21 protein-coding genes and 6 tRNA genes are annotated in these 21,347 nt (G+C 73.5%); 17 read left to right on the top strand and 10 right to left on the bottom strand.

Annotated elements, in window-relative coordinates; all coding sequences use genetic code 11:
* Nucleotides 1-23: 23 nt before the first annotated feature.
* The 4 genes from ACWGB8_RS07300 to ACWGB8_RS07315 form a co-directional block, all read right to left on the bottom strand.
* A tRNA-Val gene (locus ACWGB8_RS07300) sits at nt 24-95 on the bottom strand.
* Nucleotides 96-136: 41 nt separating this feature from the next.
* Nucleotides 137-208, bottom strand: a tRNA-Val gene (locus ACWGB8_RS07305).
* Nucleotides 209-244: 36 nt separating this feature from the next.
* Nucleotides 245-315: transfer RNA gene (locus ACWGB8_RS07310), tRNA-Cys, on the bottom strand.
* A gap of 40 nt (nt 316-355) precedes the next feature.
* Nucleotides 356-428: transfer RNA gene (locus ACWGB8_RS07315), tRNA-Gly, on the bottom strand.
* Nucleotides 429-726: 298 nt separating this feature from the next.
* Between ACWGB8_RS07315 and ACWGB8_RS07320 the strand changes: the two genes are divergently transcribed.
* Genes ACWGB8_RS07320 through ACWGB8_RS07330 form a run of 3 tightly spaced genes read left to right on the top strand, consistent with a single transcriptional unit; the run spans nt 727 to nt 3,544 of the window.
* Nucleotides 727-1,776 carry a chorismate-binding protein gene (locus tag ACWGB8_RS07320; RefSeq protein WP_452211126.1) on the top strand — a complete coding sequence of 350 codons (1,050 nt, stop codon included), beginning with the start codon at nt 727-729 and terminating at the stop codon, nt 1,774-1,776.
* Nucleotides 1,777-1,824: 48 nt separating this feature from the next.
* A complete protein-coding gene (locus tag ACWGB8_RS07325) occupies nt 1,825-2,655 on the top strand; it encodes an aminotransferase class IV (protein ID WP_452211128.1) in 831 nt (276 codons plus the stop codon).
* A gap of 46 nt (nt 2,656-2,701) precedes the next feature.
* Nucleotides 2,702-3,544, top strand: a complete 843-nt coding sequence (locus ACWGB8_RS07330; protein WP_452211130.1) for a GNAT family N-acetyltransferase — start codon at nt 2,702-2,704, stop codon at nt 3,542-3,544.
* A 7-nt stretch (nt 3,545-3,551) separates the two neighbouring features.
* Here ACWGB8_RS07330 and ACWGB8_RS07335 read toward each other — a convergent pair whose 3' ends face one another.
* The gene (locus ACWGB8_RS07335; RefSeq protein WP_452211131.1) at nt 3,552-4,052 is read right to left on the bottom strand and encodes a DsbA family protein; all 501 of its coding nucleotides are present in this window, start codon (nt 4,050-4,052) and stop codon (nt 3,552-3,554) included.
* A 113-nt stretch (nt 4,053-4,165) separates the two neighbouring features.
* On the opposite strand from ACWGB8_RS07335, the gene ACWGB8_RS07340 reads away from it, so the two are divergent.
* A complete protein-coding gene (locus ACWGB8_RS07340) occupies nt 4,166-4,636 on the top strand; it encodes a hypothetical protein (RefSeq protein ID WP_452211133.1) in 471 nt (156 codons plus the stop codon).
* A gap of 79 nt (nt 4,637-4,715) precedes the next feature.
* Here ACWGB8_RS07340 and ACWGB8_RS07345 read toward each other — a convergent pair whose 3' ends face one another.
* Together ACWGB8_RS07345 and ACWGB8_RS07350 are read right to left on the bottom strand one after the other, a co-directional pair.
* Nucleotides 4,716-5,285, bottom strand: a complete 570-nt coding sequence (locus tag ACWGB8_RS07345; RefSeq protein ID WP_452211135.1) for a CGNR zinc finger domain-containing protein — start codon at nt 5,283-5,285, stop codon at nt 4,716-4,718.
* Between the two features lie 354 nt (nt 5,286-5,639).
* Nucleotides 5,640-6,053: an SsgA family sporulation/cell division regulator gene (locus ACWGB8_RS07350; RefSeq protein ID WP_030056266.1), complete on the bottom strand. Its 414-nt coding sequence runs from the start codon at nt 6,051-6,053 to the stop codon at nt 5,640-5,642.
* A gap of 194 nt (nt 6,054-6,247) precedes the next feature.
* On the opposite strand from ACWGB8_RS07350, the gene ACWGB8_RS07355 reads away from it, so the two are divergent.
* The 3 genes from ACWGB8_RS07355 to ACWGB8_RS07365 all read left to right on the top strand — a co-directional run bounded on the left by ACWGB8_RS07355 (nt 6,248) and on the right by ACWGB8_RS07365 (nt 7,186).
* A complete protein-coding gene (locus tag ACWGB8_RS07355) occupies nt 6,248-6,730 on the top strand; it encodes a TIGR02611 family protein (protein WP_452211137.1) in 483 nt (160 codons plus the stop codon).
* 76 nt (nt 6,731-6,806) lie between these two features.
* Nucleotides 6,807-6,878, top strand: a tRNA-Val gene (locus ACWGB8_RS07360).
* 236 nt (nt 6,879-7,114) lie between these two features.
* Nucleotides 7,115-7,186, top strand: a tRNA-Val gene (locus ACWGB8_RS07365).
* A 61-nt stretch (nt 7,187-7,247) separates the two neighbouring features.
* Here the strand turns inward: ACWGB8_RS07365 and ACWGB8_RS07370 are convergent.
* Nucleotides 7,248-8,015: an exonuclease domain-containing protein gene (locus ACWGB8_RS07370; RefSeq protein WP_452211139.1), complete on the bottom strand. Its 768-nt coding sequence runs from the start codon at nt 8,013-8,015 to the stop codon at nt 7,248-7,250.
* A 180-nt stretch (nt 8,016-8,195) separates the two neighbouring features.
* Here ACWGB8_RS07370 and ACWGB8_RS07375 point away from each other — a divergent pair, with 180 nt between their 5' ends.
* The 4 genes from ACWGB8_RS07375 to ACWGB8_RS07390 all read left to right on the top strand — a co-directional run bounded on the left by ACWGB8_RS07375 (nt 8,196) and on the right by ACWGB8_RS07390 (nt 12,644).
* Nucleotides 8,196-8,750 carry a DUF4365 domain-containing protein gene (locus ACWGB8_RS07375; protein WP_452211141.1) on the top strand — a complete coding sequence of 185 codons (555 nt, stop codon included), beginning with the start codon at nt 8,196-8,198 and terminating at the stop codon, nt 8,748-8,750.
* 35 nt (nt 8,751-8,785) lie between these two features.
* Nucleotides 8,786-9,943 (top strand): hypothetical protein, encoded by a 1,158-nt coding sequence (locus tag ACWGB8_RS07380; protein WP_452211143.1) that lies wholly within the window; start codon nt 8,786-8,788, stop codon nt 9,941-9,943.
* An 84-nt stretch (nt 9,944-10,027) separates the two neighbouring features.
* Complete coding sequence (gene thrS / locus ACWGB8_RS07385; RefSeq protein ID WP_452211145.1) at nt 10,028-12,007, top strand: threonine--tRNA ligase; 1,980 nt, start codon at nt 10,028-10,030, stop codon at nt 12,005-12,007.
* A gap of 76 nt (nt 12,008-12,083) precedes the next feature.
* Complete coding sequence (locus ACWGB8_RS07390) at nt 12,084-12,644, top strand: HIT family protein (RefSeq protein WP_452211146.1); 561 nt, start codon at nt 12,084-12,086, stop codon at nt 12,642-12,644.
* A 68-nt stretch (nt 12,645-12,712) separates the two neighbouring features.
* Here the strand turns inward: ACWGB8_RS07390 and ACWGB8_RS07395 are convergent, their stop codons facing one another.
* Complete coding sequence (locus ACWGB8_RS07395; protein WP_452211148.1) at nt 12,713-14,359, bottom strand: hypothetical protein; 1,647 nt, start codon at nt 14,357-14,359, stop codon at nt 12,713-12,715.
* Nucleotides 14,360-14,545: 186 nt separating this feature from the next.
* Between ACWGB8_RS07395 and ACWGB8_RS07400 the strand changes: the two genes are divergently transcribed.
* Complete coding sequence (locus ACWGB8_RS07400; protein ID WP_452211149.1) at nt 14,546-14,971, top strand: thiol-disulfide oxidoreductase DCC family protein; 426 nt, start codon at nt 14,546-14,548, stop codon at nt 14,969-14,971.
* Here the strand turns inward: ACWGB8_RS07400 and ACWGB8_RS07405 are convergent.
* Nucleotides 14,962-17,040, bottom strand: a complete 2,079-nt coding sequence (locus ACWGB8_RS07405; RefSeq protein ID WP_452211150.1) for an elongation factor G-like protein EF-G2 — start codon at nt 17,038-17,040, stop codon at nt 14,962-14,964. The genes ACWGB8_RS07400 and ACWGB8_RS07405 overlap by 10 nt on opposite strands.
* A 310-nt stretch (nt 17,041-17,350) precedes the next feature.
* Here ACWGB8_RS07405 and pgsA point away from each other — a divergent pair, with 310 nt between their 5' ends.
* The 5 genes from pgsA to ACWGB8_RS07430 all read left to right on the top strand — a co-directional run bounded on the left by pgsA (nt 17,351) and on the right by ACWGB8_RS07430 (nt 21,281).
* The gene (gene pgsA, locus ACWGB8_RS07410) at nt 17,351-17,998 is read left to right on the top strand and encodes a phosphatidylinositol phosphate synthase (RefSeq protein WP_452211152.1); all 648 of its coding nucleotides are present in this window, start codon (nt 17,351-17,353) and stop codon (nt 17,996-17,998) included.
* Nucleotides 17,999-18,008: 10 nt separating this feature from the next.
* A complete protein-coding gene (locus ACWGB8_RS07415) occupies nt 18,009-18,980 on the top strand; it encodes a phosphatidylinositol mannoside acyltransferase (RefSeq protein WP_452211154.1) in 972 nt (323 codons plus the stop codon).
* A 28-nt stretch (nt 18,981-19,008) separates the two neighbouring features.
* Nucleotides 19,009-20,193, top strand: a complete 1,185-nt coding sequence (locus ACWGB8_RS07420) for a glycosyltransferase family 4 protein (RefSeq protein ID WP_452211156.1) — start codon at nt 19,009-19,011, stop codon at nt 20,191-20,193.
* Nucleotides 20,194-20,340: 147 nt separating this feature from the next.
* The gene (locus ACWGB8_RS07425; protein WP_452211158.1) at nt 20,341-20,706 is read left to right on the top strand and encodes a 5-carboxymethyl-2-hydroxymuconate Delta-isomerase; all 366 of its coding nucleotides are present in this window, start codon (nt 20,341-20,343) and stop codon (nt 20,704-20,706) included.
* Nucleotides 20,707-20,735: 29 nt separating this feature from the next.
* Nucleotides 20,736-21,281: a hypothetical protein gene (locus tag ACWGB8_RS07430; protein WP_452211160.1), complete on the top strand. Its 546-nt coding sequence runs from the start codon at nt 20,736-20,738 to the stop codon at nt 21,279-21,281.
* The last annotated feature ends 66 nt before the right edge of the window (nt 21,282-21,347 follow it).

Genomic DNA, 21,347 nt, shown 5'->3' on the forward strand with positions numbered 1-21,347 from the left:
AGCGGACCCCGGAGGATCCGACGTGCGCGATACTGGGATTGAACCAGTGACCCCTACCGTGTCAAGGTAGTGCTCTCCCGCTGAGCTAATCGCGCCTGGTAAGGCGTTCCTGCAGCGGACCCCGGAGGATCCGACGTGCGCGATACTGGGATTGAACCAGTGACCCCTACCGTGTCAAGGTAGTGCTCTCCCGCTGAGCTAATCGCGCGGGGAGGGCTCCCGGCGAACCGGGGGCACCTCTCGGAGGTGGAGACGGGATTTGAACCCGTGTAGACGGCTTTGCAGGCCGTTGCCTCGCCTCTCGGCCACTCCACCAGGCAACACTCGAAGGACGATCTTACACTGTCCTTCATCGAGCGGACGACGAGATTCGAACTCGCGACCCTCACCTTGGCAAGGTGATGCTCTACCAACTGAGCCACGTCCGCCTGTCTCCCGGGGGCTTCACCGCTTTTCCTCGGCTGCGCTCCCTGGCGACGTGTTGAACTCTAGCGGATTCCCGGGCCAGCTAAAAATCCGTTCCCGCAGCGTGCCGCCCCGGTCCCCGCCGAGCCCCCGGGCGACGGCCGCTCCACGGCCCCGACCGGGGCGGCCGGACGGCTCGCGACAGCACCCTCCGTGACACCCGCAGGTCACCCGGCGCACGCCCGCGCGACGCACCACTGTGCCCGCGCCCCCGACCTACACTTCAGGCACCGCACCCGAGCAAGCCCGCGCAGGAGAACCGTGTCCGGCCCCACCGACCCCCGTACCCCCCTCGCCCGTTTCGGCGGCCTCCTCGCCACCGGACTGCGCGACGTCACCTCGGACCCGGCCGCGCTCGACTCCGCCGGCCACTGGGCGGTCGCGTACGACTTCGAGGGCCGGCTCACCTGCGCCCGCTTCGAACACGTCCGCCCCGACCCGGCGCCCCCAGCCACCGCCGGCTGGCTCGGCCCCGACCCGGCGGGCTGGCACACCTCCCTCGACCGCGCCGCCTACACCGCGGGCGTCCGCCGCATCCGCGAGCACATCGCGGCCGGCGAGGTCTACCAGGCCAACCTCTGCCGGGTCCTCACCGCGCCGCTGCCCGACCCCGCCCGCACCGACGTCGACGCCCTCACCGGCCTGCTCGCGCGCGGCAACCCCGCCCCGTACGCGGGCACGATCCGGCTGCCCGACCACGGCATCGAGATCGCCACCGCCTCGCCCGAGCTCTACCTGCGCCGCGACGGCCGCACCGTCTCCTCCGGGCCGATCAAGGGCACCGGACGCACCGAGCACGACCTGCTCGACAAGGACCACGCCGAGAACGTGATGATCGTCGACCTGGTCCGCAACGACCTCGGCCGCGTCTGCGACACCGGCACCGTCACCGTGCCCGACCTGTGCGCGGTCGAGAAGCACCCCGGCCTGGTCCACCTGGTCTCCACCGTGCAGGGCACCCTGCGCCCGGACGCCGGCTGGCCCGAGCTCTTCGCGGCGACCTTCCCGCCCGGCTCGGTCACCGGAGCCCCCAAGTCCAGCGCCCTGCGCATCATCGACGCCCTGGAGACCGCCCCCCGCGGCCCCTACTGCGGTGCCGTCGGCTGGGTCGACGCCGACCGCGGCACCGGCGAACTCGCCGTCGGCATCCGCACCTTCTGGATCGACCGGAGCGCGCCCGGAGCCCCGCTGCTGCGCTTCGGCACCGGCGCCGGCATCACCTGGGAGTCCGACCCCGAGCGCGAATGGGCCGAGACCGAACTCAAGGCCGCCCGCCTGGTCGCGATAGCGTCGGGCACCGGCACCGGCTGACCGCAGCGCCGCGCGCAGCCGCAGCACCCCACAAGGAGCAGCCCCCCGATGCAGAACCCGAACCAGAGCTGGGTCAACGGCACCCTCGTCGACTCCGCCACCGCCGCCCTGCCCGTCCTCGACCACGGGCTCACCACCGGCGACGGCGTCTTCGAGACCGTGAAGGCCGTCGACGGCCGGGTCTTCGCGCTCACCCGCCACCTCGACCGCCTCACCCGCTCCGCCCGCGGCCTCGGCCTGCCCGACCCCGACCACGACCGGGTCCGCGAGGGCTGCGCCCGGGTGCTCGCCGCCAACCCGATGCCGCTCGGACGCCTGCGCATCACCTACACCGGCGGCACCGCCCCGCTCGGCTCCGAGCGCGGCGACGACGGCCCGACCCTGGTCGTCTCCCTCGGCACCGCCGCCCGCCGCCCCGACACCACCGCCGTGGCCACCGTCCCGTGGCGGCGCAACGAGCACAGCGCCGTGGCCGGCCTCAAGACCACCTCGTACGCGGAGAACGTGGTCGCGCTCGCCGCCGCCCACCGGGTCGGCGCCTCCGAGGCGCTGTTCGCCAACACCGCCGGCCGGCTCTGCGAGGGCACCGGCTCCAACGTCTTCGTCGTCCTCGGCGGGCGGCTGCTCACCCCCGTCCTGGAGTCCGGCTGCCTGGCCGGCATCACCCGGCAGCTGGTCGTCGACTGGTGCGGCGCCGAGGAGGCGGACCTGCCCTTCGAGGCCCTGGCCGAGGCGGAGGAGGTCTTCCTGACCTCCACGCTGCGCGACGTGCAGGCCGTCACCCGGGTCGACGACCGCGAACTGCCCGGCCCCGGCCCGGTCACCGCCAAGGCGATGGCGGTCTTCACCGAGCGCAGCGGCGACGACCTCGACCCCTGAGCGGCCCCGGGATAGAACACCCGGGCGGCGGGGAAGGGACCTCCACATGACCACCACGCTGCGGCCCGAGGGCCCCGAGACCACCGCCGCGAACGGCGGACGCACCAGACGCTGGCAGATCTGCGCCAACGGCCGTCCGGTCGGCGCGGTCCGCACCACCGCCACCCCGCGGGGCAGCCAACTGTGGGGGGAGATCGCCGAGTTGGAGGTCTACGAGGGGCGCGGCCGAGGGCGCGGGACGTTCGCCGCGCTGGCCGCCGAGGAGGTCCTGCGCGGCTGGGGCTGCACCCGGACCGACGCCGACATCCCGGAGGCGGCCGACGTCGCCCGCGGCCTGGCCGCCGCCCTCGGCTACACCGAGCGGATGCGGAACATGGCCAAGGAACTCGGCGCGGCGCCCGAGCTGCCGCCCGGGGTCACCGCCCGCCGGATCGGCCCGGCCGAGTTCCCGGAGTGGCTGGCCGGCGCCAAACGCGGCTACCTGCGGGACCTGGTCGCCTCGGGCCTCTCCGAGGAGCAGGCCCGGGCCAAGTCGGACGCCGACCACCTGCACATGCTGCCGCAGGGTGCCGACACCCACGGGGTCGCGCTGCGCCGGCTGGTCGGCGCCGGGTCGGACCCGCTGGGCGGCCTCTGGCTCGCCCTGCGGGTCACCGACCTGCCGGACGGCCGCCCGCTGGCCTGGGTGATGGTGGTGGAGGTGGCCGAGGCCCACCGGGGGCAGGGCCACGGCCGCTCGCTGATGCTGCTCGCCGAGCGGGAGTGCCTGGCCGCCGGGGTGCGCGACCTCGGACTGAACGTCTTCAGCAGCAACGAGGTCGCGATCCGGCTCTACGAGTCGCTCGGCTACCGCGTCACCAACCGGGTGTACGGCAAGCCGCTGATCTGATCCCGGATCAGGCCGCCGCGGCGGCCCGGAGGGCGGCGACGATGCGGTCCCGCAGCCCGGTCTGGTCCTTGCTGCCGTCCAGCGTCCGCCCGGCGACCAGGTAGGTCGGCGTGCCCTTCACCCCGATCGCCCGGCCCTCGGCCTGGTCGGCGTCGACGATCAGCGTGTGCCGGCCGTCGACCAGCGCGGTGTCGATCTCCTCGGGGTCCGCCCCGACCTCCCGGGCGACCTCCAGCAGGACCTCCTCACCGCGCGCGGCCAGCTCCTCGACCCGGGCGAGCAGCGCCTCCACGTACGGCCAGCCGAGCCCCTGCGCGAACGCCTCCTCGGCGGCCTGGGCGGCGGCGTACGCGTGCTTGTGCTTCTCCAGCGGGAAGTGCCGCAGCTCGATCGGCAGCGCGTCACCGTACTCGGCGCGCAGCGCCCGTACGTCGTCCAGGGCGGTACGGCAGTCCGAGCACTGGAGGTCGCACCAGAGCTCCAGGCGGGGGAGGGAACCTTCGATCATGCCCCCAGTGTTCCACTAGTGGGCGCCGCGCCGGGTCGCGGTGCCCGGCCATGGCCGACGGGAGGACCGATGATCAGATCGATGACCGGGGTACGCGACCACCGGGGGCTGCCGTGCTGACGGCGGCGGTCAGTTTCGTGCTCACCGCGGGCGGGGTGGCGGTCTCGGGCCTGCGGGCCTTCCGCCGCCGCTGGCGCTCCGCCGTCCGGTGGTTCGCGGTGGCCCTGCTGCCGGCCGGGCTCTACCTGGCGGGCCTGTTCCCGCTGGCCACGACGATCGCCGGGGCGCTCGGCGACTGGGCCACCGACCTGGTGTTCAAACCCACCGTCTGGATCGGGTTGGCGCTGCTCGCGGTGTCCGGCGGGATGCTGGCCACCACCCGTTGGGCGGACCGCCGCCGGGCGGCCGTGCAGGGCGGTGCCGCGGCGGGGGCGGCGGGCGGCACGGCGGGGGTGGACGCGGCCGCGGCCCGTCCCGCGGTCGCACCCGCGGCGGCCCCGAAGGCCAAGCGGTCCGGGCGCGCGGACACCGGACTGGGGGAGTTCGCCGACGTCGAGGAGATCCTGCGGCGCCGTGGCATCTGAAACGGCCGTGCCATCTGAACCGAATGTGGCGGGCGGCCCAACTGGGCCGCCCGCACCCGGGGGCCGGGCCGGTCGGCCGTCAGGCGGACGGCACGGCCTCCGCCGAGCGCTGGCGGGCCCGGTACGCGGCGACGTGCAGGCGGTTGCCGCAGGTGCGGCTGTCGCAGTAGCGGCGGGAGCGGTTGCGCGACAGGTCGACGAAGACCCGGGCGCAGTCCGGCGCCTCGCAGCGGCGCAGCCGCTCGCGCTCGCCGGCCATCAGGATGAAGGCGAGCGCCATGCCCAGCTCGGCGGCCAGGTGGTCGGCGAGGGCGGCGTGCGGGGCGAAGTAGTGGATGTGCCAGTCGTGGTGGTCGTGGTCGGTCAGCCGGGGCGTGGTGCCGGCGGCGGCGACCAGGGCGTTGACCAGGTCGGCGGCCTCGGCGGTGGACTCGGTGGCGAAGACCTCGCGCAGCCGGGTGCGCAGCTCCTGCACCCGCCGCAGGTCGTCCTCGGTGAGCGAGTCGACCTCGCTGATCTCCCGGCGGACCACGAGGGCGTCGAGCGCGGCCACGTCCGGCAGCAGCTCGGTGCCGCACACCTCGGGCGCCGTGTTGAGCAGCTCGACGAGGATGCCCAGGGCGCACTCGGTGTCATGGGTGATCAGCACGTGGAGGCTCCTCGCGCGGAGGGGGCCGACGGCACCCCGCGTCTACGGTCACTCCAGACCTTACCGGGCCGTGCGGACAAAGGGCGGCCCGTTCGTTCGAATGGGCATACGGAGAGGGAACGCGCGTGCACGCACAGGAACGCCCGGCAGCGAGGCCGGCCACCCGTGCGGATGGCCGGCTCCGTTGCCGGGCGCCTGCGGTACCCGCCCGCCCCGGTGGGGACGGGCCGGACACCGGCCCCGAGGCCGCGCCGTACGCGGCTGAGTCTGCTGCCGTGCCCCCGAGTAGGACGGCTGCGTGGCGGCAGGGGGTACGGCCCCGCCGACAGCGGGGCGGACCGCCTCCGGTCGGGGTCAGCTTTCGGCGAGGATGTGGGACAGCTCCCGGTCGAGGTCGAAGTGACGGTGTTCGGTGCCGGGGGGCACCGCGGCGTCCGTCCGCTTGAGGAAGGACTCAAGCGCGCGGGCCGGGGCCTCCAGCAGGGCTTCTCCTTCCGGAGAGCTCAGCGCGATGCAGACCACCCCTTGACCGTGGCTGCGCGAGGGCCACACCCGGACGTCTCCGGTACCGGTCGGTCGGTGCAGCCCCTCCGCAAGGAGATCTCGGGCGAACACCCACTCGACGGTCTCGTCGGCGCCGGTGTGGAAGGTGGCGTGCACGGCATAGGGGTCGGCGGTGTCGTAGCGCAGGCCCGCGGGGACGGGCAGCGAGGACTCGCTGGACACGATGAGGCGCAGGTGCAGCTCGCAGCTGACCGTGGTGTTCATAAGCGCCATGGCCTTTCGCTCAGTGTGCGCTCGGGGAATCGCACGTCGGCGAACGGACCATCCCACCTCCAAGACCGATGTAAACCCCTCTGTCCCGATTCGAGCGCGAGTCGTACCCCTTCCGGCGCATTGCGGAATCGGAACAGTGCGGGCCGGGGTCCATTAGCGGAGCGGATCTCGGCTAGTTTCCTGGCATGGCTGTACGAAGCGACAAGACGAGAACGGGTGATGAGGGCGTGCACGACGACACGGGGGCGGAGAACGGCCGCGGCACGGAGGATCAGGAGACGGCTGCGGAGGGTGGTCGCCCGCTCGGCTCGCGGGCCCCGCACTTCATCCGGCGGTCCCGGCCGCTGCACCTGAGCTGGCAGGTGGCCGTCTTCCTGGTCGGCCTGGCCGTGGTGGTGCTCGGCGTGATCATGCTGCCGCTGCCCGGGCCCGGCTGGGTGGTCATCTTCCTGGGCATGGGCATCTGGGCGACCGAGTTCGTCTGGGCCCAGCTGGCCCTGCGCTGGACCCGGCGCAAGGTGGCCGAGGCCGCCCAGAAGGCCCTGGACCCGAAGGTCCGCCGGCGCAACATCACGCTCACCGTGATCGGCGTGACGATCATCGCGGTGCTCGGCGGTCTGTACCTGTGGAAGTACGGGCTGACCATGCCGTGGAAGATCAACCGCTGAGGCGGGGGGCGGACCGGTGCCGGACGGGGGTGGCACGGAGCACCCTCCGGGATGCGGTAATGTTTTCCCTGCACCCGGGCGATTAGCTCAGCGGGAGAGCACTTCGTTCACACCGAAGGGGTCACTGGTTCGATCCCAGTATCGCCCACCGGAATGCATTGTGTGACGTAAGGCCCAGTCGATTATCGGCTGGGCCTTACGGCTATTTCCGGATCAATCCGATTGTCTGTCCGCCGGAAAACTCCGGGGCGATACTGCGGAATCCCGCCTGAGGCACAGTCATGTTCCCTGGAGGGCACCGGATCTGCCCGTCCGTCGGCGGTCGGCGACGGAACCGGGTTGTACGACACCCCCCGAACGGTGCTACTGTTCATCTCGTTGCCCGGGCGATTAGCTCAGCGGGAGAGCACTTCGTTCACACCGAAGGGGTCACTGGTTCGATCCCAGTATCGCCCACCCGGACAGCACGCAGGCCCCGGTCGGATCTCCGACCGGGGCCTGCTGCGTATCCGCACCGCTACGCGGCCACCTCGCAGCTGTGCTCCGGCGACAACCGCCGGCCGCAACCGCACCGGGCCGGGCGCAACGGCCACGAACAGTCCACCCGCTCCGGACTGCCCGAGCGGTCGAACCAGTTCTGCAGCCCCCGCGCCTGCGCCGCGTGCCAGACCGCCTGCCGAAGGTGCAGTTCGGCCGGCGAGAAGGCGCCCAGCGCCGCCGGGTACCGCCCCACGATCGCCCGCACCAGGTCCATCGCCGCCGCCGCGTCCGCCGCCGCGTCGTGCGCCCCGGTCAGCTCCACCCCGTAGTGCGCGCAGAGGTCCGTCAGCGTCCGGCGGCCCTTGCGGTAGCGGTCCGCATGCTTGTCCAGCACCCGCGGGTCCAGCACCAGCAGTTCGGCCGCGCCCAGTGCGTCCGCCAGCGAACTGCCCCGGTGCCGGCGCAACTCCCGGTCCAGCAGCGTCAGATCGTACGGCGCGTTCATCACCACCAGCGGCCGTCCGGCCCGGGCCTGCTCCCCGAGCGCCCGCGCGATCTCCGCCACCACCGCCCGCGGCGCCCGGCCGAACGCCCGCACCCGCTCGTCCGATATGCCGTGCACCGCCCGCGCCGCCTCCGGGATCGGCACCCCCGGATCGGCGAGCCAGGTGGAGACGCGCAGGGCTACACCGGGAGCCGACTGGACCACCAGTGCGGCGGAGACGATCCGGTCGGACTCCACGTCCACGCCGGTGGTCTCGGTGTCGAAGGAGGCCAGCGGACCGGTGAACCAGTGCTGCTTCATGACTGCCCCTCAGCTACTGCGCTTCGCCCGGTTGATACCCACCGCCGACGCCACCTCAACCACCCTGCGCACCGGCCCGTTTGGCGCCACCCCGGCCGGGGATGCTCCCAAGGGGGCCGCGCCGGCGGGGACGTGCACCGGCGGGGCCGGGGGAGCGGCACCGGGGGAGGCGGCGGGGCGATGACAGTGGTACAGCCGCAGCCGGGGGCGGCTCCGGCCGTCCTGCGCGGCGATCTCGCGGTGACCGCCTGCATGGAGACCCTCCAGGTCGCCTACCTGCACGCCGTCGTCGCCGCGGCCGGCTGCTCGCTCTCCCAGCCCTTCCCCGACAACGGCATCGACTGGCACGTCAGCCACGGCTCCCGCACGCACCTCGTCGACGACGAGGTCACCGTCAAGATCCAGCTGAAGGCCACCCAGCAGATCGCCGCCGCCCCCGGCGGCAGCCACTTCAGCTTCACGCTCGACAACGACCACCTGCGCAAGCTCGCCCGGGCCCGGGTCGCCGTCCCCAAGATCCTCGTGGTCATGCTGCTGCCCCGCCGCGTCGACCACTGGCTGCAGGCCCGCCCGGACGCCCTGGAGCTGCGCCACTGCTGCTACTGGGTCAACCTGGCCGGCCACCCGGTCACCGGGCAGCGGAGGACCAACGTCCGGGTGCCCACGGCGAAGGTGTTCGACGACCGCGCACTGTGCGACATCATGGCGCGGGTCGGCGCGGGCGGCAGCCCGTGACCGCCCCCGCGCCCCGGCGAGGAGGAGCAGGCAGCATGACGGCGCTACGCGGAGCACAGGACGGCGGCGCCCACGCCCTCCCCGACCCGGCGGCCGTCGACCCCGCCGTCCTCGCCACCCTGCTCGCCCGGCACGGCTGGGTCCGGCGCGGCGGCCCCGCCGCCCGCTACGGACGCTGGACGCCCCCCGGCGACACCGACCCCGGCACCAGCCTGCTCGTCCCCGCCGCCGACGGCTTCGACGACGCCGTCGACCTGCTGGCCGACGCCGTCACCGCGCTCGCCCAGTCCCGCAGCCCCTCGGCCCGCTCCATCCTGCTCGCGCTCGCCGTCCCCGGTGACGAACTCCGCTGGAGCCGCGACCTCCCCGGCCCCGCGGCGGCCGTCCCCTGGGAGGACGCCGAACGCCTCCACCGCGCGGCCCGCACCATGCTCGCCGCCGGCGCCAAGGCCGGCCGCAGCCGCGCCGCCTACTTCGGCGCCCGCCTCGACGCCTGGGCCGACGGCTTCCTGGAGCGCGTCCTGATCGTCGAGCACGGCACCGGCCTCACCGCCCACGCGCCCGCCCCCGACGGCCGGAGCGCCACCACCACCCTGGTCCGCGCCCTGGAGGCGCTGCGCGACGCCGTCGACTACCGGCGGGCCGGCGGCGGCACCGACGCGTTCGAGAACGCGGTGCAGGCCGGGCTCAGCCGCGAACTCGTCCAGGCCGTCCAGGAACTCGTCCGCGGCGCCACCGCCGGCCGGCTCGCCGTCGCCTGGTCCGCGGTCGCCGGCACCCCCGGCGGCTTCGGCGACCGGCGCATCGCCCTGGAGTTCTCGCCCGGCGACCTGCCCGCCCTCGACGAGGCCGCGGACCTCCTCGAACGCATCGAACCCGCCGTCGCCGTCACCCTCACCGGCCTGGTCGTCCGCCTCAAGCGCGCCGACCCCACCGGCAGCGGTACCGTCCGGCTGCGCGTCCTCGGCGGCGCCGAGGTGGCCGAGGTCCGGGTCCGCCTCGCCGACCCCGCCTACCGGCTCGCCGCCGAGGCCCACCTGACCGGCACCCCGGTCCGGATCAGCGGCCGGCTGGAGCGACGCGGCGGCTTCCGCCGGCTCGCCCACCCGCACGCTCTGGAGGCCTGCGGACTCGAAGAGGCCGAGCGGCAGCGGCTGCTGAAGACCCTGGGGGAGACGCCCGAGGGTGTGTAAGCGGTGGACCCACCGCTCTCGGTACCATCGGTCAGGCGCAGCACCGTGCTGCGTCCACTGAATCCAGCACGTCAGGAGAGACCGGTGACGGACGTCCGGGTAATCATCAGCCGCGAACCCGATCGGGAAGAGCGCGTGGTGACCACGGGCACTACGGCCGCCGAGCTCTTCGCCGACGACCGCTCGATCATCGCCGCCCGCGTGGCCGGCCAACTCAAGGACCTCGCCTACGCCGTCCAGGACGGCGACGAGGTCGAGCCCGTCGAGATCGGCAGCAAGGACGGCCTCGACATCCTGCGCCACTCCACCGCGCACGTCATGGCCCAGGCCGTGCAGCAGCTCTTCCCGGAGGCCAAGCTCGGCATCGGCCCGCCGGTCAAGGACGGCTTCTACTACGACTTCGACGTCGAGAAGCCCTTCCACCCCGATGACCTCAAGGCTATCGAGAAGAAGATGCAGGAGATCATCAAGCGCGGGCAGAAGTTCTCCCGCCGCGTGGTCACCGACGAGGACGCCCGCGAGGAGCTGTCCGCCGAGCCGTACAAGCTGGAGCTGATCGGCCTCAAGGGCTCCGCCGCCACCGCCGGCGAGGGCGCGGCCGTCGAGGTCGGCGCGGGCGAGCTGACCATCTACGACAACGTGGACGCCAAGAGCGGCGAGCAGTGCTGGGGCGACCTCTGCCGCGGCCCGCACCTGCCCAGCACCCGGCACATCCCGGCCTTCAAGCTGATGCGCAACGCCGCCGCCTACTGGCGCGGCAGCGAGAAGAATCCGATGCTGCAGCGCATCTACGGCACCGCCTGGCCGTCGAAGGACGAGCTGAAGGCGCACCTCGACTTCCTGGTCGAGGCCGAGAAGCGCGACCACCGCAAGCTCGGCAACGAGCTCGACCTCTTCTCCATCCCCGAGGAGATCGGCTCCGGCCTCGCCGTCTTCCACCCCAAGGGCGGCATCATCCGCCGCGCCATGGAGGACTACTCGCGCCGCCGGCACGAGGAGGAGGGCTACGAGTTCGTCTACACCCCGCACGCCACCAAGGGGAAGCTCTTCGAGAAGAGCGGCCACCTCGACTGGTACGCGGACGGCATGTACCCCCCCATGCAGCTGGACGAGGGCGTCGACTACTACCTCAAGCCGATGAACTGCCCGATGCACAACCTGATCTTCGACGCGCGCGGCCGGTCGTACCGTGAACTGCCGCTGCGCCTCTTCGAGTTCGGGACGGTCTACCGGTACGAGAAGTCCGGCGTGGTGCACGGCCTGACCCGTGCCCGCGGCTTCACCCAGGACGACGCGCACATCTACTGCACCCGCGAGCAGATGGCGGACGAGCTCGACGCGACGCTGACCTTCGTGCTCAACCTGCTGCGCGACTACGGCCTGAACGACTTCTACCTGGAGCTGTCCACCAAGGACCCGGAGAAGTTCGTCGGTTCGGACGAGGTGTGGGAGGAGGCCACCGCCGTCCTCGCCGCCGTCGCCGAGAAGCAGGGCCTCCCGCTGGTGCCGGACCCGGGCGGCGCGGCCTTCTACGGCCCGAAGATCTCGGTGCAGGCGAAGGACGCCATCGGCCGCACCTGGCAGATGTCGACCATCCAGCTCGACTTCAACCTGCCCGAGCGCTTCGACCTGGAGTACACCGCGGCGGACGGCTCGCGGCAGCGGCCGGTCATGATCCACCGTGCGCTGTTCGGCTCGATCGAGCGGTTCTTCGCGGTGCTGCTGGAGCACTACGCCGGCGCCATGCCGCCGTGGCTGGCCCCGGTCACCGTGACCGGCATCCCGATCACCGACGAGCACGTGCCGTACCTGCTGGAGGTCGCGGCGGGGCTGAAGAAGCGCGGTATCCGGGTCGAGGTGGACACCTCGGACGACCGCATGCAGAAGAAGATCAGGAACGCCCAGAAGACCAAGGTCCCGTTCATGCTGATCGCGGGCAACGACGACGTCGAGGCGGGCGCGGTCTCCTTCCGCTACCGCAACGGCGAGCAGAAGAACGGCGTGCCGGTCGCGGACGCGATCGCCGAGATCGTCGACGCCGTGGAGCGCCGCATCCAGGTGTGACGCGGTAGGGCACGAGTGCGGGGCGGGCTCCTGAGGAGTCTGCCCCGCACTGCTTTGCAAGCACCGCCGGGCGAATATGCTGATCAGCATGACGACTGAGCCGGAACTGCAGCGGGGTGTCGGTGAGCCGGACGGCTTCCGCCGCCTGTGGACCCCCCATCGGATGGCGTACATCCAGGGCGAGAACAAGCCCACCGGCCCGGCTCCGGGCGACGGCTGCCCGTTCTGCTCGATTCCCTCGCTGAGCGACGAGGACGGCCTGGTCGTGGCGCGCGGCACCGCGGTGTTCGCGGTGCTGAACCTGTACCCGTACAACGGCGGCCACCTGATGGTGGTCCCGTACCGGCACGTCGCGGACTACACGGAGCTGGACGAGGCGGAGACGGCCGAGCTGGCGGCGTTCACCAAGCGGGCGATGACCGCGCTGCGGGCGGCCTCGGGGGCGCACGGGTTCAACATCGGGATGAACCAGGGGGCGGCGGCCGGCGCCGGGATCGCGGCGCACCTGCACCAGCACGTGGTGCCGCGCTGGGGCGGGGACACCAACTTCATGCCGGTGGTCGGCCACACCAAGGTGCTGCCGCAGCTGCTCGCGGACACCCGCAAGATGCTCGCGGAGGTCTGGCCGCAGGACTGACACCGTACGCCGAAGGGCCCCCCGGATCGCTTCGGGGGGCCCTTCGGCGTTCGGTCGCGGCGCCCGGCTCAGACCGGGTCGAAGCCGTCCACCTTGTACGGGCGGGCGCCCTGGGACTCGCTGCGGACCATGCCGGCCCGGAGCTTGAAGCGCTCGGCGTCCAGGTCGTGCTCCTCCAGGAACTCCACCGCGGCCTCCTGGACGGCGCTGAGCAGCGGGTAGGCGGCGAGCTGGGCGTTGTCCGCCATGGACTTGGTCTCCCAGGCGGGCAGGGCCCAGGCGTGCCGCAGGCCGAAGGGCTCGGGCAGGCCGACGCCGCCGCCGAGCCAGCCGAGCAGGCCGGGCGCGTTGCGCAGGGGGGCCCGGACGGCCTGGCGGACCACCTCGTCGTTGTCGATCAGGGGGAGCTTGATCGTCCGCTCCTCCCAGAACTTCCCGGTCTTCTGGACGGTCTTCTCCTTGTCCTTCGGCTTGTCGAAGAAGAAGCCGTTGACCGGGCCGAGGGCGTGCGCGGCGAAGCTGATCGTGAGGGTGTTGGCGAGCAGGGCGATGCGGATCGTGTAGGTGATGATCAGCTTGCCGTCGTGGGTGATGAACTGGGCGGCGATCGCGTGCCAGGAGCCGGTGCCGGCGAAGTTCTGCTTGTCGGCGACGGCCTGGACGGCGAAGTCGCGCATCCGGTCGCCGTCCATGTCGGCGTTGCCGGGGCGGCTGATCTCCTCGGCGCCCTGGCCGACCTCGTGGATCACCCACTGGTTGATCGAGAGGTTGGGCATCGCACTGTTGGCGACATGGCTGATTCCGAGCATCTTGAGGTGCGCGGCGATCTTGCGGACGAGGTCGGAGGGGTGGAACTGGCGGTAGTCGATCTGGCCCTCGGCGGGGCGCAGCACGTCCGAGATCCGCCATTCCGCCCAGACCCGGCCGGCCCCGAGGATGCCCTTGGCGCCGGCGTAGTGCTGGATGTTGGTCTCCTGCTCGGCCTCCAGGCGGCCGAGCTTGGCGCGCAGGTCGGCGGCCTTCTTGTCGAGGTCGTCGCGGGGCACGGCCTTGGGGACGGTGGCGCCGACGGCGCTGCCCTCGACGAGGGCGAGCCAGCGGGCGCGCAGGTCCAGGGCGGTGGTGTGGACGATGCGCTTGGCGAGGTACCAGCCGAGGACGGGGGCGAGCATCATGATCCGGACGTAGCCGCCGAGGAGGCCGGTGGCCGGGGGCCGCAGGGCGAGCAGGACGGCGAGGGCGACGGCGGCGGCGAGGACGATCCCGCCGTAGACGCCGGCGTTCTTGGGGTTGTCGCGCTTGAGCCAGGCGCGGAGCTGGAAGGCGCCGAGCCAGAGCAGGGTGCCGGGGAGGAAGAGGACGCCGGTGGTGACGCTGACGGTGGTGAGCCGGCGGTCGCGGGTGGTCCGGATGTCCTCGGCGGCGAGGCAGTGCTCGACGACCTGGCGGGTGTCGATGCCGAAGGCGGGGACGACGGGCTTGCGGTCGCCGCCGAGGGTGCGGGCGATCACGGCGCGGCTGAAGGCCTCGCCGACGTTGGGGCGGAAGAGCGCGAAGCGGCCCTTCTTGGCCTTGGCCTCGGGGACCTTGTCGACGAAGTCGGTGATCTCGCCGTCGCGGTACGCGGCCGAGGAGAGCGCCTGGGTGACGGCGGTCTGCGGTCCGGCGTCGGTCCGGGGTATCTGCGCACCCGGGGTCATGTCCAGTGTGGTCACGGTGGCGTCCCGTCCTCCCCTTGTCAGCGGCAGGTTACCGTGCCGCGGCTCGCTCGTGCGGGTGATCGTCTGAACCGCCGTCACGTTCCGGCCCGGACGGGGCCCGTGGGGAGTGATGCCCAGGATCGGGGGCGGTGACGCGTCCCCGGGGAGGGGTGGCGGTGTCAGGTGGTGCACGATGGCGGCATGAATGGTGCTGCGGTGAAGGATCCGGTCCTGGTCTTCGACGGCGACTGTGCGTTCTGCACCTCGTGCAAGGTGTGGGCGGAGCGGTACCTGCGGCAGACGCTGGCGTCGGGGGGCTGGGAGGCGGTGCCGTTCCAGTTCGCGGACCTGGCGGAGCTGGACGCCCGGGCCGGGGGGCGCGGGGAGGTGTCGTGGGAGCGCGCGGAGCAGGAGCTGCTCTGGGTGACGCCGGGCGGCGCGGTGTACGGCGGGGCGCAGGCGGTGGCGCGGCTGCTGATGCGCACCGGCGGCGCGTGGGCGTACCTGGGCGGGCTGCTGGCGCTGGCGCCGGTGCGTCCGGTGGCGGGCGCGGCGTACCGCTGGGTGGCGCGCAACCGGCACCGGCTGCCCGGGGGGACGCCGGCCTGCGAGCTGCCTCAGCGCTGACCGGTGTGCTTGGCGGCGAGGGCGGGGGGCATGGGTTCGTGGCGCAGGTGGGAGCGGGTGAACTCGGCGGTGCCGTGGGTGAGTGAGCGCAGGTCGACGGGGTAGCGGGCGAGTTCGAGTTCGGGGACCTCGGCGCGCAGCAGGGTGAGGCCGGGGCCGCCGGTCTCGGTGCCGAGCACGCGGCCGCGGCGGGCGGAGAGGTCGCCGAGGACGGCGCCGAGGTAGTCGTCGGGGAGCAGGATGCCGACGGCGGCGACGGGTTCGAGCAGGCGGATGACGGCGTGGTCGGCGGCGTCGCGCAGGGCGAGGGCGGCGGCGGCCTGGAAGGAGGCGTCGGAGGAGTCGACGGAGTGCGCCTTGCCGTCGGTGAGGGTGACCCGGATGTCGACCAGGGGGTGGCCGGTGGCGACGCCCTTGGCGAGCTGGGCGCGCAGGCCCTTCTCGACGGAGGGGATGAAGTGCTTGGGGACGGCGCCGCCGACGACGTGCTCCTGGAACTCGAATCCCGAGCCGGCCGGGAGCGGTTCGACCTCCAGGTCGCAGATGGCGTACTGGCCGTGGCCGCCGGACTGCTTGACGAGGCGTCCGTGGCCGGCGGCGGCGGTGCCGAAGGTCTCGCGGAGGGCGACCCGGTGCTCGACGGTGTCGACGTGGACGCCGTGCCGGCTGCGCAGGCGGTCGAGGACGACCTCGGCGTGGGCCTCGCCGGTGCACCAGAGGACGAGCTGGTGGGTGTCGGGGTTCTGTTCGAGGCGCAGGGCCGGGTCCTCGGCGGTGAGCTTGGTGAGGGCCTGGGAGAGCTTGTCGTCGTCGGCCTTGCTGTGGGCCTCGACGGCGATCGGCAGCAGGGCCTCGGGGAGGGTCCAGCCGTCGAGTTCGACGGGGTGGCCGGGTTCGTGGGCGGTGTCGCCGGCCCGGGCGGTGGTGAGTTTGGCGGCGCAGACGAGGTCGCCGGCGGTGGCGTGCGGGACGGGCCGCTGGGTGCGGCCGAAGGGGCTGGTGAGGCCGGTGACGCGTTCGCCGGCGGTCTGGCCGTCGGGGTGGTCGGGGCCGGTGAGGTGCAGGTGGGTGTCGGGGCGCAGGGTGCCGGCGTAGACGCGCAGCAGGGCGATGCGGCCGACGTAGGCGTCGCCGGTGACGCGGACGACCTGGGCGGCGAGCGGGGCGTCGGGGTCGCAGGCCGGGGCGGGGCGGGTGCGCTCGGTGGGGTCGGGGAAGGCGGTGGTGACGAGGTCGAGGAGTTCGGCGGTACCGAGGCCGCTGTCGCTGGTGGGCAGGGCGGGGTGGAGGGTGCAGGCGAGGACCTCGCGGCGCAGGCCGGCCTCCAGGGCGTCGGTGTCGAGCTCCTCCCCGGCGAGGTAGCGCTCCATCAGGGTGTCGTCCTGGCCGGAGATGGCTTCGACGAGGCTCTCGCGGGCGGGCGCGGTGTCGGGGACGTCGGCGGGGTCCGGGGGGTTGGCCGGGTCGGTGCCGTAGGCGCGTCCGGTGAGGAGGTCGACGGTGCCGGTGGGGCGGCCGCCGTGGTGGACGGGGTAGTGGAGCGGGCGGAGGGTGTCGGGGCCGAGGTCGAAGGCGTCGTGGACGGTGCGGAGGATGTCCTCGTAGTCGGTGCGGGCGAGGTCGAGCTTGGCGACGGCGATGGCGCGCGGGAGGTTCTCGGCGGCGCATTCGCGCCAGAGGGCGCGGGTGGGGGCGCTGACCGGGTCGGTGGCGGAGACGACGAAGACCGCGGCGTCGGCGGCGTGCAGGGCGGCGCGCAGGTCGGCGGTGAAGTCGGGATGGCCGGGCGGGTCGAGGAGGTTGACCTTGACGCCGTTCCATTCGAGGGGGATCAGCGAGAGCTGGACGGAGCGCTGCTGCTGGTGCTCGATGTCCTCGTGGTCGGAGACGGTGGTGCCGTCGGCGACGCGTCCGGGGCGGCCGATGGCGCCGGCGGTGAGGGCGAGGCTCTCGGCGAGGGTGGTCTTGCCCACTCCGCTGCAGCCGATCAGGACGACGTTGCGCAGGTGGCTCGGGCCGGGGACGGTGGGTGCCGTCTGGCCCGCTCGGGCCGTGCTGCGGTCGGGCATCGGAGGTCTCCTCCCGTTGCGCCGAGGCTGCCCGGTGGGCGGCCGGCTGTGCTGACGAGTCTAGGAGGGGTGACTGCCGGGGCGCGTGTCGTACACGCCTGCGGTGACGCCGGGTGTGCGGCCGGTGTGCGGTGGGTAGCGGCCCGGGGCGGGGGCGGGGGCCGGGGGCGGCCGGTGGGCGGTGCGGTGCGCGGGGGCGTGTCGTCGGCGTGGCTACGATGGGGTCGCCGGGTGGGCTGATCCATTCGGCCGTCTGCCGCACATCTCGCCGCAGGCGGGTACCAGGGAGATCGGAGCGGTCGGGAAGGCCATGCTCAACAAATACGCGCGTGCCTTCTTCACACGTGTCCTGACCCCGTTCGCCGCGTTCCTGATCCGGCTGGGTGTGAGCCCGGACACCGTGACGCTGGTCGGTACGGCCGGTTCGGTGGCGGGTGCACTGGTGTTCTTCCCGCGCGGGGAGTTCTTCTGGGGCACCATCACGATCACGCTGTTCATCTTCTCGGACCTGGTGGACGGGAACATGGCGCGGCAGCTGGGCCGGTCGACCAAGTGGGGGGCGTTCCTGGACTCCACGCTGGACCGGGTCGCCGATGCGGCGATCTTCGGCGGGCTCGCGCTGTGGTACGCGGGCAAGGGGGACAACGACCTGCTGTGCGCGGTGGCGGTGTTCTGCCTGGCGAGCGGTCTGGTGGTGTCGTACACCAAGGCGCGGGCGGAGAGCCAGGGGCTGCCGTGCGACGTGTCGGGGCTGGTGGAGCGGGCCGAGCGGCTGGTGATCAGCCTGGTGGCGGCCGGTGTGGCGGGGCTGTCGACGTTCGGGGTGCCGTACGTGGAGTGGCTGCTGCCGGTGGCGCTGTGGCTGGTCGCGGCGGGCTCGCTGGTGACGGTGGTGCAGCGGATGGTGACGGTGCGCCGCGAGGCGTTCGAGGCGGACCGGCTGCCGGCCGGGAATTGAGGGGGCTGGGGTGAAGGACCGACTCGTCTACTCGGCGTACGCACTGGGCTGGGCGGCGCTGAAGCACCTGCCGGAGCCGGCGGCGCGCGGGCTGTTCGAGCGGCTGGCCGATTCGGCGTGGCGCCGGCGCGGCAAGCGGGTGCTGCAGTTGGAGGCGAACCTGCGCCGGGTTCACCCGGAGGCCGGCGAGGAGCGGCTGCGGGAGCTGTCCCGCGCGGGGATGCGGTCCTACCTGCGGTACTGGATGGAGTCGTTCCGGCTGCAGACCTGGAGCCGGGAGCGGATCGCCCGCGACGTGCGGGTGGAGGGCTTCGAGCAGGTCCGCGAGGCGCTGGAGTCGGGCCGGGGCGCGGTGCTGGCGCTGCCGCACATGGGCAACTGGGACCTGGCGGGCGCCTGGGTGGCGGTCGAGGGCCTTCCGTTCACGACGGTCGCGGAGCGGCTGAAGCCGGAGCGGCTGTTCGAGCGCTTCGTGGCGTACCGGGAGAGCCTCGGCATGGAGGTGCTGGCGCTGACCGGCAGCAGCGTCTCCGTGGTGGGGACGCTGGCGCGGCGGCTGCGCGCGGGGAAGCTGGTCTGCCTGGTGGGCGACCGCGACCTGTCCGAGGCCGGCGTGGAGGTGTCCTTCTTCGGGGAGGCGACCCGGATGCCGGCCGGCCCGGCCTCGCTCTGCGCGCGGACCGGGGCGGCGCTGTTCCCGGCGTCGCTCTGGTACGACGGTCCGCTGCTGCGGGCCCGGGTGTACCCGGAGGTGGCGGTGCCGGCCGGCGACGACCGCCGGGAGCAGGTCCGGGTGATGGTGCAGGCGACGGCGGATGTGTGGGCGGGGGCGATCCGGGAGCACTCGGAGGACTGGCACATGCTGCAGCGGCTGTGGCTGGCCGACCTCCCGGTGCGGGAGCCCGCGCCCGCCCCCGCCCCCGCACCCGCGGCGGAGCCGCCCCCGCAGGCCGAGCCGGCCGCAGGGACCACCGGGCCGTGAACGGCCCCCGACGGAAGCGCGAGGCGCAGTGAAGATCGGCATCGTCTGCCCGTACGACTGGGACGTGCCCGGCGGCGTGCAGTTCCACATCCGGGACCTCGCCGAGCACCTGATCGGCCTGGGGCACGAGGTGTCGGTGCTGGCGCCCGCCGAGGACGACGAGGCGCTGCCGCCGTACGTGGTGTCGGCCGGGCGGGCGGTGGCGGTGCCGTACAACGGCTCGGTGGCGCGGCTGAGCTTCGGCATCCTGTCGGCGGCCCGGGTGCGGCGGTGGCTGCACGACGGGCGCTTCGACATCCTGCACGTCCACGAGCCGGCCTCGCCGAGCCTGTCGATGCTGGCCGCGTGGTCGGCGTCCGGGCCGATGGTGGGCACCTTCCACACCTCCAACCCGCGCTCGCGGGCGATGATCGCGGCCTCGCCGATCCTGCAGCCGGGCCTGGAGAAGATGCGGGCCCGGATCGCGGTGAGCGAGTACGCGCGGCGCACCCTGGTGGAGCACCTGGGCGGGGACGCGGTGGTGATCCCGAACGGGGTCGACGTCGGCTTCTTCGCCGAGGCCGAGCCGGACGCGCGCTGGACGGGCGGCGCGGCGGAGGGCGAGCCGGGCACGATCGGCTTCATCGGCCGGATCAACGAGCCGCGCAAGGGCCTGCCGACGCTGCTGGCCGCGCTGCCGCGGATCCTGGCGGAGCGCCCCGGCGTGCGGCTGCTGGTGGCCGGCAAGGGCGACGAGGAGGAGGCGGTCGCCGGGCTGGCGCCGGAGGTCCGCGCCCAGGTGGAGTTCCTGGGCATGGTCTCCGACCGGGACAAGGCCCGGCTGCTGCGCAGCGTCGACCTGTACGTGGCGCCGAACACCGGGGGCGAGAGCTTCGGGATCATCCTGGTGGAGGCGATGTCGGCGGGCGCCCCGGTGCTGGCCAGCGACCTGGACGCGTTCAAGCAGGTGCTGGACGGCGGGGACGCCGGCGAGCTGTTCCCGGTGGAGGACGCGGACGCGCTGGCCCGGACGGCGCTGAAGCTGCTGGGCGACCCGGGCCGGCTGGAGGAGCTGCGCAAGGCGGCCTCCCGGCACGTGCGGCGCTTCGACTGGTCGACGGTCGGCGCGGACATCCTGGCGGTGTACGAGACGGTGACGGCGGGCGAGGCGGCGGTGGTCGCGGAGGACGAGCGCGGCGGCCGGCGCGGGCGCTTCGGGCTGGCCAGGGACTGAGCCGGCGGGTTGGCCCGGGGCCGGGCCGGCGGCCGGGGCGGGCCCGTTGCGGAGGGCCAGCGTCCGGGTGCCGGAACCGGGAGTGTCCGGGGCCGGTCGGGGGTTAGGGTCTGGCGGACCCTTCCACCGCTCACTGGAGGCACCGAGATGCCGCAGATCTCCGTCGACTACTCGCCGTCCCTGGCCGGCTCCTTCGACCGCCGGGAGCTTGGCCTGGCGATCAACCGGCTCGCCGTGAAGACGATCAACGCCACCCCGGAGGCCTGCAAGCTGGTCTTCCGGCAGGTGGAGGAGCTGGTGGTGGGCGAGAGCGCCGGCCCGGACGCCCAGGTGTACGTGGAGTTCCAGATCTTCCCGGGCCGCACCCCGGAGGCGAAGGCGGAGCTGAGCGAGGCCGTGCTGGCGCTGCTGGCCGAGCGGGTCGCGGCGCCGGCGGGGGAGCGGCTGTTCACCGCGGTGAACGTCCAGGACATCGACCGCGACAGCTACCGCAGCGCGACCGTCGAGGGCTGAGCGGTGGCCACGGGGTAGCGTAGCGCCCCGTGACTACCTGGATCTGGGCCGCGCTGGCGGTGGTGCTGTTCGGCCTGTACTTGAGTTGGACGGCCGGTCGGCTGGACCGCCTGCACGCCCGGATCGACGCCGCGCGCGCGGCGCTGGACGCGCAGCTGGTCCGCCGGGCCTCGGTGGCGATCGAGCTGGCCACCTCCTCGGTGCTGGACCCGGCGGCCTCGCTGCTGCTGTACGACGCCGCGCACGCCGCCCGGCAGGCCGAGGACGAGGGCCGCGAGGTCGCGGAGAGCCGGCTGAGCCTGGCGCTGCGCGCGGTCTTCGCCGAGCCCGAGCAGGTCGCGGCGCTGGTCGGCCAGCCGGGCGGCGAGGAGGCCGTCCGGGACCTGACGGCGGCGGTGCGCCGGGTGCCGATGGCGCGGCGCTTCCACAACGACGCGGTGCGGGCGGCGCGGGCGGTGCGCGAGCACCGTCTGGTGCGCTACTTCCGGCTGGCGGGCAAGGCGCCGTTCCCGATGGCCTTCGAGATGGACGACGCGCCGCCGGTGGCGCTGACCCCGGAGGGCGCTCCGGCCTGAGGCCGCCCTGGCCGGGGGCCCGGTGGGCGCTCGTCCGGCGCCGGTCCGGTGCTCGGCGCGGCCTCG

This window comes from Kitasatospora sp. NPDC054939 (assembly GCF_053610105.1).